The sequence below is a fragment of the Noviherbaspirillum malthae genome (genome assembly GCF_015352985.1).
Classification (GTDB): domain Bacteria; phylum Pseudomonadota; class Gammaproteobacteria; order Burkholderiales; family Burkholderiaceae_D; genus Noviherbaspirillum; species Noviherbaspirillum malthae.
Genome location: NZ_JACYXF010000001.1, coordinates 661,185 through 675,829, shown reverse-complemented (window position 1 = coordinate 675,829; position 14,645 = coordinate 661,185). Strand labels below are relative to the sequence as shown.

At 63.1% G+C, this 14,645-nt stretch carries 13 protein-coding genes; 6 read left to right on the top strand and 7 right to left on the bottom strand.

Features of this window, described 5'->3' with window-relative positions:
• Positions 1-81 precede the first annotated feature (81 nt).
• Genes IGW03_RS03390 through IGW03_RS03380 form a run of 3 tightly spaced genes read left to right on the top strand, consistent with a single transcriptional unit; the run spans position 82 to position 2,782 of the window.
• Positions 82-936 carry an AAA family ATPase gene (locus IGW03_RS03390; protein ID WP_194721072.1) on the top strand — a complete coding sequence of 285 codons (855 nt, stop codon included), beginning with the start codon at positions 82-84 and terminating at the stop codon, positions 934-936.
• Positions 937-975: 39 nt separating this feature from the next.
• Positions 976-1,623, top strand: coding sequence for a GNAT family N-acetyltransferase (locus IGW03_RS03385; RefSeq protein ID WP_194721071.1), 648 nt, complete (start codon positions 976-978; stop codon positions 1,621-1,623).
• Positions 1,613-2,782 (top strand): vWA domain-containing protein, encoded by a 1,170-nt coding sequence (locus tag IGW03_RS03380; protein WP_194721070.1) that lies wholly within the window; start codon positions 1,613-1,615, stop codon positions 2,780-2,782. Before IGW03_RS03385 ends, IGW03_RS03380 begins: the two co-directional genes overlap by 11 nt.
• A 40-nt stretch (positions 2,783-2,822) precedes the next feature.
• Here the strand turns inward: IGW03_RS03380 and IGW03_RS03375 are convergent, their stop codons facing one another.
• Entirely contained in the window at positions 2,823-3,653 is an 831-nt protein-coding gene (locus IGW03_RS03375; RefSeq protein ID WP_194721069.1) for a response regulator, read from the bottom strand.
• Between the two features lie 328 nt (positions 3,654-3,981).
• On the opposite strand from IGW03_RS03375, the gene IGW03_RS03370 reads away from it, so the two are divergent.
• From IGW03_RS03370 to parC, 3 genes are read left to right on the top strand one after another with little or no spacing between them, the layout of a single operon-like run.
• Entirely contained in the window at positions 3,982-5,970 is a 1,989-nt protein-coding gene (locus tag IGW03_RS03370) for a DNA topoisomerase IV subunit B (RefSeq protein WP_194721068.1), read from the top strand.
• Positions 5,971-5,980: 10 nt separating this feature from the next.
• Positions 5,981-6,769: a lytic transglycosylase domain-containing protein gene (locus tag IGW03_RS03365; protein ID WP_194721067.1), complete on the top strand. Its 789-nt coding sequence runs from the start codon at positions 5,981-5,983 to the stop codon at positions 6,767-6,769.
• A 13-nt stretch (positions 6,770-6,782) separates the two neighbouring features.
• Entirely contained in the window at positions 6,783-9,098 is a 2,316-nt protein-coding gene (gene parC, locus IGW03_RS03360) for a DNA topoisomerase IV subunit A (protein ID WP_194721066.1), read from the top strand.
• A 179-nt stretch (positions 9,099-9,277) separates the two neighbouring features.
• Here the strand turns inward: parC and IGW03_RS03355 are convergent, their stop codons facing one another.
• The 6 genes from IGW03_RS03355 to IGW03_RS03330 all read right to left on the bottom strand — a co-directional run bounded on the left by IGW03_RS03355 (position 9,278) and on the right by IGW03_RS03330 (position 14,542).
• Positions 9,278-10,471 (bottom strand): aminotransferase-like domain-containing protein, encoded by a 1,194-nt coding sequence (locus IGW03_RS03355; protein ID WP_194721065.1) that lies wholly within the window; start codon positions 10,469-10,471, stop codon positions 9,278-9,280.
• A 205-nt stretch (positions 10,472-10,676) separates the two neighbouring features.
• Positions 10,677-11,510: a PhzF family phenazine biosynthesis protein gene (locus IGW03_RS03350; RefSeq protein WP_228534933.1), complete on the bottom strand. Its 834-nt coding sequence runs from the start codon at positions 11,508-11,510 to the stop codon at positions 10,677-10,679.
• Between the two features lie 21 nt (positions 11,511-11,531).
• Positions 11,532-11,990, bottom strand: a complete 459-nt coding sequence (locus tag IGW03_RS03345) for a RidA family protein (RefSeq protein ID WP_194721064.1) — start codon at positions 11,988-11,990, stop codon at positions 11,532-11,534.
• Between the two features lie 51 nt (positions 11,991-12,041).
• Complete coding sequence (locus IGW03_RS03340) at positions 12,042-12,935, bottom strand: DMT family transporter (RefSeq protein WP_228534930.1); 894 nt, start codon at positions 12,933-12,935, stop codon at positions 12,042-12,044.
• A 9-nt stretch (positions 12,936-12,944) separates the two neighbouring features.
• Positions 12,945-13,535 (bottom strand): LysE family translocator, encoded by a 591-nt coding sequence (locus IGW03_RS03335; RefSeq protein ID WP_194721063.1) that lies wholly within the window; start codon positions 13,533-13,535, stop codon positions 12,945-12,947.
• Positions 13,536-13,552: 17 nt separating this feature from the next.
• Positions 13,553-14,542, bottom strand: coding sequence for a threonine dehydratase (locus tag IGW03_RS03330; RefSeq protein WP_194721062.1), 990 nt, complete (start codon positions 14,540-14,542; stop codon positions 13,553-13,555).
• Positions 14,543-14,645 lie beyond the last annotated feature (103 nt).

Sequence of the window (14,645 nt, the reverse complement as noted above, 5' to 3'; positions counted from 1 at the left end):
GCGCCTTATATCCGGCTGACTGCCGGGCTGCGGTTTCTCGCTTATACTTGTTTCTATCTTCTTCCTGATGAATAACATGCCATGCGACAAGAAACGCGCTTCGAAGGTTCCCAGAATTACGTTGCCACGCAGGATCTGAAACTGGCAGTCAACGCCGCCCTGACACTGCAGCGCCCCCTGCTGATCAAGGGCGAACCGGGCACCGGCAAGACCATGCTGGCCGAGGAAGTCGCGGCGGCGCTCGGCATGCCGCTGCTGCAGTGGCACATCAAGTCCACCACCAAGGCCCAGCAGGGCCTGTATGAATACGATGCGGTGTCGCGCCTGCGCGATTCGCAGCTGGGCGACGAGCGCGTCAAGGACATTCACAACTACATCGTCAAGGGCGTGCTGTGGCAGGCCTTCACCTCGGACCAGCAGGTCGTTCTGCTGATCGACGAGATCGACAAGGCCGACATCGAATTCCCCAACGACCTGCTGCGCGAACTCGACCGCATGGAATTCTATGTGTATGAGACACGCGAGATGGTCAAGGCAAAGAACCGCCCGCTCGTCATCATCACTTCCAACAACGAGAAGGAGCTGCCGGACGCATTCCTGCGCCGCTGCTTCTTCCATTACATCAAATTCCCCGACAAGGACACGATGGAGCAGATCGTCGACGTCCACTTCCCGCAACTGAAGAAGGATTTGCTGGCCCAGGCGCTGCAGACTTTCTATGAAGTGCGCGAAGTGGCGGGATTGAAGAAGAAGCCGTCGACGTCCGAACTGCTGGACTGGCTCAAGCTGCTGCTGGCCGAGGATATTCCCGCCGAAGCCCTGCGCAGCAAGGATGCGAAGAACATCGTGCCGCCGCTGCACGGCGCGCTGCTGAAGAACGAACAGGATGTGCACCTGTTCGAGCGCCTGGTGTTCATGTCGCGCACCAACCGCTGATTCCCGCCACATGACACACAAGGCACAGGGCCGCTGCCAATGAGTTTCGTCGAACAAGTCACGCTGCAAGGCAGGCATGCCACGCTGGAGCCGCTGTCGCCCCAGCATGAAGCAGGCATCCGGGAAGCTGTGTGCGACGGCGAACTGTGGAAACTGTTCTTCACCACGGTGCCGAAACCCGAAGGCGTGGCCGACTATATTTCGCAGCTGCTGGCATTGCGCGAGCGCGGACTGGCCTTTCCCTTCGCGGTGCTCGACAGCGCGAGCGGCAAGGTCATCGGCGGAACGCGCTATCTGAACATCGATGCGGCCAACCGCCGCGTCGAGATCGGCGGCACGTGGTATGCGAAGCGCATGCAGCGCACCGCCGTCAACACCGAGTGCAAACTGCTGCTGCTCGGGCATGCCTTCGAGCGGCTCGGCTGCATTGCAGTCGAATTCCGCACCGACTGGTTCAACAAGCGCTCGCAGGCTGCCATCGAACGGCTCGGCGCCAAGCGCGACGGCCTGCTGCGCAACCACATGATCATGGCCGACGGCCGCGTTCGCGACACGGTGGTGTACAGCATCATCAAAAGCGAATGGCCGGGCGTGAAAACCAACCTGCAGTTCATGCTCGATGCGGCAACGGCAACGGCAACGGCAACAACGATAGCAACAGCGAGCGGAGACAACCATGCTGATTGATTTCTTCTTCACGCTCAAGGATGCGAAGATTCCTGTCTCGATCAAGGAATTCCTGATCCTGCTGGAAGCCATGCAGAAGAGCGTCATCAATCCTTCGCTCGACGAATTCTATTTCCTGTCGCGCACCACCCTGGTCAAGGACGAGGCGCACTACGACAAGTTCGACAAGGCCTTCGGCCTCTACTTCCGCGGCATCGACGCCATCTTCGAGAAACATCCGGAGATTCCGCTCGAATGGCTGCAGAAGCGCATGGAGCGCGAGCTCACGCCGGAACAGAAAGCCGCCATCGAGAAGTTCGGCTACGACAAGCTGATGGACCGCTTGAAGGAATTGCTCAAGGAGCAGAAGGAGCGCCACGAAGGCGGCAGCAAGTGGATAGGCACCGGCGGCACCTCGCCCTTCGGCAACGGCGGCCAGAATCCGGAAGGCATCCGCATCGGCGGCGAAGGCGGAAACCGCACGGCGGTCAAGGTCTGGGAAGCCCGTTCCTTCCGCGACTACGATGACGAGCGCGAACTCGGCACCCGCAACATCAAGGTGGCGCTGCGCCGCCTGCGCAAGTTCGCGCGCGAAGGCGCCGAGGAAGAGCTGGCGCTCGACGATACCATCCGCGCCACCGCCAACAATGCCGGCTACCTCGACATCAAGATGCAGCCGGAACGCAAGAACAACATCAAGGTGCTGATGCTGCTCGACGTCGGCGGCACCATGGACGACCACATCGCGCGCACCGAAGAACTGTTCTCCGCGGCGAAGACCGAGTTCAAGAACATGGAGTTCTTCTACTTCCACAACTGCGTCTACGATTACCTGTGGAAGAACAACCGCCGCCGCCATGCGGAGCGCTTCCCGACCTGGGACATCCTGCGCAAGTATCCGCCGGACACCAAGCTGATCTTCGTCGGCGATGCGACCATGAGTCCCTACGAAATCCTGCAGCCGGGCGGATCGGTGGAATACAACAACGAGGAAGCCGGTGCGGAATGGCTGCAGCGCTTCACCAGCACCTTCCCGAAATTCATCTGGCTCAATCCGGAGCCGGAAGGCCTGTGGCAGTACCGGCAATCGATCTCGGTGATACGGCAGCTGATGAACAACCGCATGTTCCCGGTCACCATCGAAGGACTCGAGCGCGGCATGCGCATGCTGAGCAAGTAGGCACTTCTATTCCGCCTGCGAAACCGACAGCCTTTACCTCTCAGCGGCTGTCGGGCAGGTATTTCTTCAGTACCGTGACAAGGTGGTGGTTGGCGATCGGCTTGGTGAGGAAGCCTTCCACGCCGACATAGCGGGCCTGCTGCCTGTCGTATTCCGATGCATTGCCGAGCAGGAGAATCACCGTCGTCCTGACGGGCGAATTCTTTTCCTTGATTCCCCAGCACAGGCGGTAGGGATCGATGCCGGGAGTGGATGTATTGATCAGGACCGCCGCCATCGGGATCGTCCTGCACAGTTCGACTGCCGTCGATTCATCGCCGGCCCACAGGACCGGAATGCGCTGCCGCGCCAGCAGTTCCGCCAGGTAATCGCGGGAAGCGCTGTTCCTGTCGATGACCAGGACGGCGCCGTTCTCGGGAATCGTGCCCCGCAATTTCTCATAGTCGGCCGGGTCGGTGAGATCGATGTCCGGCCTCGGGCGCCGCCGGCGCTCCGTCACCGTGACCACATCCGACGCTTCGAGGCGGGACAGGGCATCGGCCCGCCGCTCGACCAGCCTGTCGAGCGCATTGAACAGGTCGGGCCAGAGTACCGGCATCTCGATGCGCGGATAGTCGAGCGGAACAGCCGGACGCCCAATCAGCAGCGCCGGCCGCAGCTCCGAAGGACGCCAGTGCGCCAGCGCGGCAAGCGCACCGAGATGGGAGGCTGCTGCGATATGGAGATCGGGGTCCTGCAGGTTGTCGTCTTCCAGACGGACGTAGCCGAAACCCTGGCCTTGCCTGGCCGCGAAGGCGGCATCGAAGGCAGCGGCTTCCTGCGGACCGAATCCCAGCAAGCGTACGGCGAATGGAAATAGTTGAGCGGACATGGAGTTGCATTTTATAAATATTTTTCCATAACGCAATACCTGATCCGTTTGCTGTCGTTTTCAAGGAATTTTTGCCTGCCTTTTCAGGTCCGCACCCGGGTGGCGCTGCCGAGGCTGAGCTGTTGGCAGCGTTGCAACAAACTGCCTGACAAAGGATGCCCGTTTCAGGTTGCATAAGAGGGAATTATCCCCACATACCGTAGGCTGGCTCCTCGAAGGCCTGCGTGCACCAGGCCCCTCGCCGCCTTCAATTTTCATTAGAATGCTGGGGGACTTATGTTTAAATACCTTCCCTTTGGCAATTCCCCTTTTTTGATGTCTTCATTGCATGGCCACTAAAAAAACCTCCGTGTCCGATTACAGCGAATCGTCCATCCGGGTCCTGAAAGGCCTGGAGCCGGTGAAGCAGCGGCCGGGCATGTACACCCGCACCGAAAACCCGCTGCACATCATCCAGGAAGTCATCGACAATGCTTCCGACGAAGCGCTCGGCGGCTACGGCAAGAACATTATCGTCACGCTCAACACCGACGGCAGCATCAGCGTCGAGGACGACGGCCGCGGCATTCCGGTCGGCCTGCATCCCGAAGAGAAAGTGCCGACGGTGGAAATCGTCTTCACCCGCCTGCATGCGGGCGGCAAGTTCGACAAGGGTTCGGGCGGCGCTTACTCCTTCTCCGGCGGCCTGCACGGCGTGGGCGTGTCGGTCACCAATGCGCTCTCCTCCCGCCTCGAAATTTCGGTGTGGCGCGAAGGCGGCTTTCACCAGATCGTGTTCGCCGACGGCGACGTCGTGCAGAAGCTGAAGTCGCGTCCGCTCGCCCGGGATGAAAAGAAGTCGGGCACCCGCGTCACCGTCTGGCCCAATGCCAAGTATTTCGATTCTTCCGCCATCCCCATGGGCGAACTGCAGCGCCTGCTGCGTTCCAAGGCGGTGCTGCTGCCGGGCGTGAAGGTCACGCTGGTCAACGAGAAGAACGGCGATACCCAGACCTGGCAGTACGACCAGGGCCTGCGCGGCTACCTGATCGAATCGCTGGCCCAGGCGTCGCACGCCGATCCACTGATTCCGCTGTTCGAAGGCCAGCAGTACGCCGGCGCCGATACCGAAGGCTTCGCCGAGGGCGAAGGCGCGGCCTGGGTCGTCGCCTGGACCGAGGAAGGCAACGTGGTGCGGGAATCCTATGTCAACCTGATTCCGACCCCGGCCGGCGGCACGCACGAAGCCGGCCTGCGCGAAGGCCTGTTCAGCGCAGTCAAGAGCTTCGTCGAAATGCATGCGCTGCTGCCCAAGGGCGTCAAGCTGCTGCCGGAAGACGTGTTCGCCCGCGTGTCCTTCGTGCTGTCGGCCAAGGTGCTCGACCCGCAGTTCCAGGGCCAGATCAAGGAGCGCCTGAATTCGCGCGACGCGGTGCGCCTGGTTTCCACCTACACCAAGCCGGCGCTGGAATTGTGGCTGCACCACCATGTCGACTACGGCAAGAAACTGGCGGAACTCGTGATCAAGCAGGCGCAGTCGCGCCTGCGTTCGGCGCAGAAGGTCGAGAAGAAGAAGTCGTCCGGCGTAGCGGTGCTGCCAGGCAAGCTGACCGACTGCGAGTCCGATGACGTGACCCGCAACGAACTGTTCCTGGTCGAGGGCGACTCCGCCGGCGGTTCGGCCAAGATGGGCCGCGACAAGGAATTCCAGGCCATCCTGCCGCTGCGCGGCAAGGTGCTCAACTCTTGGGAAACCGAGCGCGACCGCCTGTTCGCCAACAACGAGATCCATGACATCGCGGTGGCGATCGGCGTCGATCCGCACGGCCCGAACGACACGCCCGACCTGTCCGGCCTGCGCTACGGCAAGATCTGCATCCTGTCCGATGCGGACGTCGACGGCTCGCACATCCAGGTGCTGCTGCTGACGCTGTTCTTCAAGCATTTCCCTCAGCTCATGGCGCGCGGCCACATCTGCGTCGCGCGACCGCCGCTGTACCGGGTCGATGCCCCGGCGCGCGGCAAGAAGCAGGCGCAGAAGCTCTATGCGCTGGACGACGGCGAGCTGGAAGCCATCGAGGACAAATTGCGAAAAGACGGGCTGAAGGACGGCGCCTGGAGCATTTCCCGCTTCAAGGGCCTGGGCGAGATGAATGCCGAGCAGCTGTGGGAAACCACGATGAATCCGGATACCCGCCGCCTGCTGCCGGTGTCTCTGGGAGACTTCGACCTTGCCTCATCGGAATCGCGCTTCAACATGCTGATGGGCAAAGGCGAGGCTGCTGCGCGCCGCGCCTGGCTGGAAGAGCACGGCAACGAGGCGGAAGCCGATATCTGAACGGAGACGCATGAAAAGACCGGCCGCCGCCATCGCCGCTTTTGCCGCACTATGCGCCGCCCTTGCCGTATCACCGGCCAGGGCGGACATCTACGGCTACGTCGATGCGGACGGTATTGCGCACTTTTCCACCGAAAAGCTCGACGAGCGCTATCAGCTGTTCCAGCGCGGGAATGTCGCCTTCGATTCCGCGCGGCTCGCGCCCCAGGCAACGGCAACGGCAACGGAGAACAGCGACACGCCCCTGTCGCGTTACCTTTCCCGCCATCCCGGCTTGGCGAAGGTCGAATCTCTGCTGGCAGCCGCGGCAGAGGAATTCGCCATTGACCCGGCACTGCTGAAGGCGGTGATGGCTGCGGAGTCGGGTTTCAATCCGAATGCGGTATCGCCGAAGGGCGCGATCGGCCTGATGCAGATCATGCCGGCCACCGCTGCCCGTTACGGTCTGCAGGGCGACCGCAAGCGCTCGCTGGAGCAGAAGCTGACCGACCCAAAAATCAATATCCGGCTGGCGGCGCGCTACCTGCGTGATCTGCACAAGCTGTTCCCGTCGCGGCCTGAACTGGTGATCGCTTCCTACAACGCCGGCGAAGGCGCGGTGCAGAAGTACCGGAACAGCATTCCGCCCTATGCGGAAACGCGCAATTACGTGCAGATCGTCAAGCAGTTCTATCAGATCTACAAGCCGGCGGCGCAAGCGCTGACGGTCGCGGCACTGGAAAGCGAGATAAGTACCGCAAAACGCATTCACATGACGATTCCCGGGCGCCGCAACATGCCGGCGTCCGTACTAGAGTGACTCAAGAACCACGATGACAGAACAAGCGAACCTGTTTGAAAACATGCCCTCCGGCGACGGCGAAGCGCTGACGCTGGCGACGTTTGCCGAACGCGCCTATCTCGATTACGCGATCTCGGTGGTCAAGGGCCGTGCCCTGCCCGATGTCAGCGACGGCCAGAAACCGGTGCAGCGCCGCATCCTGTATGCGATGCATGAACTCGGCCTGAACGCCACCGCCAAGCCGCGCAAGTCGGCGGCCGTGGTCGGCGACGTGCTTGGCAAGCTGCATCCGCACGGCGACCAGTCGGTCTACGACGCGCTGGTGCGCATGGCGCAGTCGTTCTCGCTGCGCTATCCGCTGATCGACGGCCAGGGCAACTTCGGCTCCCGCGACGGCGACGGCGCGGCGGCGATGCGCTACACCGAAGCCCGCCTGACGCCGATCTCGCGCCTGCTGCTCGACGAGATCGACATGGGTACCGTCGATTTCGCAGCCAACTATGACGGCACCTCGGAAGAGCCGAAGCTGCTGCCGGCGCGCCTGCCCTTCGTGCTGCTCAACGGCGCTTCCGGTATTGCGGTTGGCCTGGCGACGGAAATCCCCTCCCACAACCTGAGCGAAGTGGCGAAGGCGGCGGTGGCGATGATCCGCAATCCGAAGATCACGCATGCGGAACTGATGGAGCTGATCCCCGGCCCCGACTTCCCGGGTGGCGGCCAGATCATCACCCCGACCTCGGCCATCTCGGAAATGTATGAAGGCGGCCGCGGCACGCTGAAGGTGCGCGCCCGCTGGAAGATCGAAGACATGGCCCGCGGCCAGTGGCAGGCGGTCGTCACCGAACTGCCGCCTGGCACGTCGGCGCAGAAGGTGCTCGAGGAAATCGAAGAGCTCACCAATCCCAAGGTCAAGGCCGGCAAGAAATCGCTGCTGCCCGACCAGCTGGCGCTGAAGCAGATGGTGCTGGGCGTGCTGGATACGGTGCGCGACGAATCCGGCAAGGATGCGCCGGTGCGCCTGGTGTTCGAGCCGAAATCGAAGAACCAGGACCAGACGGAGTTCATGAACATCCTGCTGGCCCATACCTCGCTGGAGAGCGGCAGCTCGATCAACCTGGTGATGATCGGCGGCGACGGCCGTCCGCGCCAGAAGGGCCTCGGCCACATCCTGCGCGAATGGATCGACTTCCGCTTCGCGACCATTACCCGGCGCACCCAGTTCCGACTGCGCAAGGTCGACGACCGCATCCATATCCTGGAAGGCCGCGAGGCGGTGCTGCTCAACATCGACAAGGTGATCAGGATCATCCGCGAATCGGACGAACCGAAGCCGGCGCTGATGCAGGCCTTCAAGCTGTCCGACCGCCAGGCCGAGGACATCCTTGAAATCCGCCTGCGCCAGCTGGCGCGACTGGAAGCGATCAAGATCCAGCAGGAACTGGCCGAGCTGCGCAAGGAAAAGACCACGCTGCACGATCTGCTCGACAACCCGGCTTCGATGAAGAGGCTGGTGATCAAGGAAATCGAAGCCGATGCCAAGCAGTTCGGCGATGCGCGCCGCACGCTGATCAAGGAAGCCGAGCGCGCCAGCGTCGAGCAGAAGGTGATCGACGAGCCGGTGACGGTGGTAATTTCCCAGAAAGGCTGGGTACGCGCTCGCGGCGGCCATGGCCATGATGCGTCGCAGTTCACCTTCAAGGCGGGCGACAGCCTGTACGGCACCTTCGAATGCCGCACCGTCGACACCCTGCTCGCCTTCGGCTCCAACGGCCGCATCTACTCGGTGCCGGTCACTTCGCTGCCGGGTGCGCGCGGCGACGGCGTGCCGGTAACGACGCTGATCGAGCTGGCCAGCGGCTCGCGCCTGCTGCATTACTTCGCCGGTCCGGCCGACACCACGCTGCTGATCGCATCGACCGCGGCTTACGGCTTTACCGCCAAGGCCGGCGACATGGTCAGCCGCATCAAGGCGGGCAAGGCCTTCCTGACGCTCGACGCCGGCGACGAACCGGTTGCCCCGCGCGTGGTGGAAAGCAATGCCAGCGCGCTTGCCTGTTTGTCCGAGAAAGGACGCCTGCTGGTGTTCGGGATGGATGAAATCAAGAACCAGCCGGGCGGCGGACGCGGCGTGATTCTGATGGAGCTGGAGCCCAACGAGAAATTGCTGGCGGCCCAGCCGATCAGCCAGAAAGGCGTGACCGTGCTCGGCATGGGGCGCGGCGGCAAGGCGCAGGAACTCAGCCTGTCGGCATCCGCTCTGGCGCCGCATATCGGCAAGCGGGCGCGCAAGGGCAAGAGCCTGGAGGGAACGAGGATCAAGCCTGCGGCGTTGGCGTCGAATCAGTAAACACGCAGGGCTTCCATACGCCAACGGGCGTCTTCTCTTGCGGGAAGACGCCCGTTTTTCATAGTCAAACCTTCGACGAAAAGCAAAACGCCCCGAGAACCGGGGCGCTTTCACATCTGCATCACATCGGGCCGACAAGTCGTGCAGGCTGTCGTGCCTGCACCACCCGCCAGTGCAAATCAAAGCTTCGCAGCGATCAGCTTGCCGAGTTTCTCCACGCCTTCGCGGATCTTCGCCGGCGGCACCGTCACAAAGGAGAGGCGCAGCGTGTTCTGCTCCGGCGCGTTCGCGTAGAACGGCGCGCCCGGCACGAAGGCGACCAATTGTTCGATCGATTCGTCGAGCAGCTTCATGCTGTCGATATGCTTGGGCAGCGTCACCCAGATGAACATGCCGCCTTCCGGACGCGTCCATGTCACCGAAGACGGGAAGAACTCGGTCAGCGCATCCAGCATCGCCTGGCACTGGTCGGCGTACAGCTTGCGGATGGTCGGGATGTGCTCGGTGAGGAAGCCGTCCTTGATCGCTTCATAGACCACCATCTGCGTCAGCGTCGCGGTATGCAGGTCGGCGGCCTGCTTGGCCTGCTCCATCTTGCGGATCAGCGGCACCGGCGCGACCACGTAGCCGAGGCGGATGCCGGGCGTCAGCACCTTGGAGAAGGAGCCCATGTAGATCACGCCGTTCGGGTTCATCGTCAGCAGCTTCTGCAGCGGCTCGCCGCGGTAGCTGAGCGCGCCGTAGGGATCGTCTTCGATCAGCGGCAGGCCGAGGCGTGCGCAGGCTTCGACCAGCGCGATGCGGCGCTCGATCGGCATGGTGCGGCCGGTCGGGTTCTGGAAATTGGGCAATGCGTACAGCAGGCGCGCACCCTGCGCGAGGCCGGGGACCTGTTCCGGCTGGATGCCGTTTTCATCGGAGGGCACCGACACGAATTCGGGGCGGTAGACGGAGAAGGCCTGCAAGGCGCCCAGGTAGCTCGGCGTCTCGACCAGCACGCGGCTTCCTTCATCGACCAGCACCTTGGCCAGCAGATCGAGGCCCTGCTGCGAACCGGACACCATCAGCACTTGTTCGGGAATGATCTTGGCGCCATCGGTGGACAAGGAATCGGCAATCCACTGGCGCAGCGGCAGATAGCCGTCGGTCGGGCCGTACTGCAACGCCACCTTGCCCTGCTTCGACAGGACGCTGTCGAAAACGGTACGCATGCGCTCGACCGGGAAGGTTTCAGGCGAAGGCAAGCCGCCCGCGAAGGAGATCACCTCGGGACGCGCGGTCACCTTCAGGATTTCTCGGATGGCCGAGCTCTGCAGCTGTTCAGCGCGCTCGGAGAATTGCCATTGGATCGGGGTCGGGTTTTCCATTTTCATACTTGTCTCACTAGGTTGATGGCAAATGGCGCTCGCATTTACCGTACACACATTCGCCTTTATCAAGACCCGCTTGTGGCGGACTTTTATCAAACCGGCATCGGGTAGACGCCGGCCGGAACTGAGAATTGTAGTGCATGCGGCCCGAATGGGCGGTGTTCATTTCAATTAAACCGTACTGCCTTTACTTCGGCTTGCCTCTTTTTCAAGCAACGATGCTGCCTTCAATACAACTGACCGCCTGCCCGCCGAGCCAGATGGTCTCGCCGTCATGCGACACGCGGATATGTCCGTCCCGTCCCAGGCAGCGCCCCTGGCGAGCGCGGTAGTCGCGAGCACCGCGGCGCTCGCGCAGGTAGAACGCCACCGCGCCGTTGCCGCTGCCGCACACCGGATCTTCCGGTGTGCCTTCATGCGGCGCGAAGGAGCGCACTTCCGGCGTATCGCCATCCATGCCGAACAACGTGATGCCATTGGTGCCGATCTGCCGTGCCGCAGCCGCAATGCCATCCATCGACGGCTTCAGGGAGCGCAGCAGTTCACCGCTGGCGACCTGCCCCGTCAGCCAGACGATGCCGAGATCGACCGCGACGGGCGCTTCGAGCAGCGGCGCGCCGATCGCCTGTTCGACTGCCGTCCGCACACTGTCTTGCGCTTGCCGCATGCGCGCCTGCGGCAGGGGGAGCGAGATGCCGTCATCGCCGGTGCGGAGACGCACCAGGCCGACGCCGCATTCCTGGACCAGCTCGCCGGGTCGCCTCGGAGCATAGCCTGACGTCAGCATCGCATGCGCGCTGCCGATGGTCGGATGCCCGGCAAAGGGAAGCTCGCTGCCCGGGCAGAAGATGCGGAGAAGGTAATCGGCCTGCGGCAGCGTCGGCGCGCAGACGAAGGTGGTTTCCGACAGATTGGTCCAGCGCGCGATAGCTTGCATCTGCTCGGTGGTCAGGCCGTCGCCGTCGAGCACCACGGCGACCGGATTGCCCTGGTAAGGCACGGTGGTGAATACGTCGACCTGTTTGAAGCGGCGCTGGATCATGTCGGTGTCGTGAGTGAAGGTTTAAGCGAGTTCGGCAATCAGCTCGATCTCGACGCAGGCTCCGAGCGGGATCTGCGCAACGCCGAATGCGGAACGGGCATGCTTGCCCTGTTCGCCGAAGACTTCGCCGAGGAGTTCGGACGCGCCGTTGGTGACGAGATGCTGCTCGGTGAATTCCGATGTCGAGTTCACCAGGCTCATCACCTTGACGATGCGCTTGACGCGGTTGAGGTCGCCGCCGCAGGCTGCCTGCAGCGTGGCCATCAGGTCGACGGCGACGGCGCGCGCGGCCTGCTTGCCTTCGTCGGTCGTCATGTTCTTGCCGAGCTGGCCGACCCAAGGCTTGCCGTCCTTCTTGGCGATGTGGCCGGACAGATAGACGGTATTGCCGGTCTGCGCAAACATCACGTAGGCGGCGGCGGGCGCGGCGACGGCGGGCAGTTCGATGTTGAGGGCTTTCAGTTTGTCGTAAAAGGACACGATGGACTCCAATGGTAGTGAGGTGAGGCGCTCATTTTACCGGTCAGCCGCTCAGCGCCGTATGCTCATGCGCCTGCCGACGGCAACCACCGCGATCACCGCCAGCGCGAACAGAATGTTGCGCGGGTCCAATGATTCGCCGAGGATCAGCGAGGCGCCGATGAGCGTCATGAAGGGCTGCAGCAGCTGCACCTGCCCGACGCGTGCGATGCCGCCGAGCGCGAGACCTTTATACCAAAAGAAAAACCCAATAAACATCGAAAATAAGGACACATAGCCGAATCCTATCCAGGCGCGCGGCGATGCTTCCAGGCCATGGTTCCAGCACAGCCACAGCGTGACGGGCAGCAGCACCGGCATCGACAGCACCAGCGCCCAGCAGATCACCTGCTGCCCGCCCATGTCCTGCGACAGGCGGCCGCCCTCGGCATAGCCCATGGCTGCGGCGACCACGGCGGCGAACAGCGCGAAGTCGGCCATGTGAAACTCTCCGCCGCCTTGCCACAGCGCAAATCCGATCACCAGCGCGCTGCCGGCGACGGCCGCGGCCCAGAAGCCGGTGGAAGGACGTTCGCCGAAACGCAGCGCGCCGAACAGCGCGGTGGCCAGCGGCAGGATGCCGATCACCACGGCGCCATGCGATGCGGGAACGTAGCGCATGGCGATCGAGGAAAATACCGGGAAGCCGACGACTACGCCGAGGGCGGTCACGGCCAGCGCGCGCCACTGCCTCGGTGTCGGACGCGGCGCCCCCATCCACCAGAGCAGCGCCGCAGAGCCGATGGCGGCGACCACCGCGCGGCCGAGCGCCACCAGCACCGGATCGAGTTCGGCCACCGCCATGCGGGTGAAAGGCAGCGTCAGGCTGAAGATGCCCACGCCGACCAGCCCGAGCCACATGCCGCGGCTTTCCTGGGTCATGCTTGCGTTCATGTTCGTGTTCATGTGTTCTCCCTAAAGCCAGATTGCGACGGCCGAATACAAGGTCAGCAGCACCATGATGCCGCAGAACAGGCGCTGCCAGCGCGGCTGCGACAGGTAGCGCCGCAGCACGGCGCCGGTGCCGGCCCACAGGCCGATGCACGGCAGGTTGACCGCGCAGAAAACGATGCAGAATACGGCAACCGCAAGCCAGGCCGGCTGCAGCAGCGGCAGGAAGGCCGAGGCGCCCGTGACCGCCATCACCCAGGCCTTGGGGTTGGCGAACTGGAACAGCGCGGCGCCGAGGAAGGACATCGGCCGCGCATGGGACTGCTCCTCCTGTCGAAACGCCATGCTGCGCAATTTCCAGGCAAGATAGACGAGGTAGGCCGAGCCGATCACCTTCAGCACGACATGAATCGCCGGCACGGCGAGAACGAGGCTGCCGATGCCGGCCGCGCACAGCGCCAGCATGGCGCCGAAGCCGACCGTGATGCCGAGCATGTGCGGGATCGAGCGCAGGAAACCGAACAGGATGCCGGACGAGGTCAGCATGATGTTGTTGGGGCCGGGCGTGATGGATGAAACGAATGCGAACAAGGCCAGTGGCAGCAGCGATTCCATGATGGGTCCTTTACTCTTTAACAGAGCGGCTGATTGCCGGAATGCGCCGTCAGGATGCGCGCGAACTGGTCGTGGTCGACATTGCCGCCGCCGAGCGGCACGCCGACCTTGAGTCCCGCCAGCCGGTCCTTCTGCTGCATCGCCGCGGCGAGTCCCGCAGCACCCGCGCCCTCGGCAACGTTATGCGTGGCGACGTAATAGAGGCGCATGGCCGCTTCGACTTCCTCGTCGCTGACGGCAACGACGTCGTCCGCGTATTTCATGATGATTTCCAGCGACCAGTCGTCGGGCACGCGGCAGGCCATGCCGTCGGCGGTCACGGTGGTGACGGGCGATTCGAGCTTGCGCTTCTGTTCGAACGACAGCTTGTAGGCCAGCGCATGGGCAGACACCACGCCGACGATGCGCAGCGGCCGGCCCAGCGCGCGGCGGGCGGCGATCGCGCCGCAGATGCCCGAACCCTGCCCGATCGGCACGAACACGATGTCCAGGTCAGGTTGGGCGGTGAACAGTTCCATCCAGTAGGTGGCCACGCCGCTCACCAGGTCGGGATGGCAGGAGGGAATCATGTGCAGGCGGCGCTCCTCGGCGAGCCGGATCGCATGTTCGCGGCTTTCCTGGAATTCGCCGCCGTGTTCGACGAGGTTGACGCCAAGGGCGCGCATCGCCGCATTCTTTTCCCGGCTATTGCCGTGCGGGACCACGATGGTCGCCTGCATGCCCTGCCTGCGTGCGGCAAATCCGACCGACTGGCCATGGTTGCCGCGCGTTGCCGATATCACGCCGGCGATGCCGGGCGCGCGCCGGGCCAGCGCCTCCATGTAGACCAGGCCGCCGCGTACCTTGAAGGCGCCGGTCGGCGTATGGTTCTCGTGCTTGACCCAGACTTCGGTTCCCAGCGCCTCGTTGAGCAGCGGCCAGCTGTACTGGGGCGTGGCCGGCATGGCGCGATAAACGGTGCCGGCTGCGGCTTCAAGCTGTTCGAGCGCGGGAAGGGAAGACATCATGGCGGCCTTTCAAGTTGATTCGGTTTGAATGTTGGACTATGCTAATCGACAAAACCAATACAGTACCAGTACACTTTTTTAAATAATTCTGACCACTGTCACG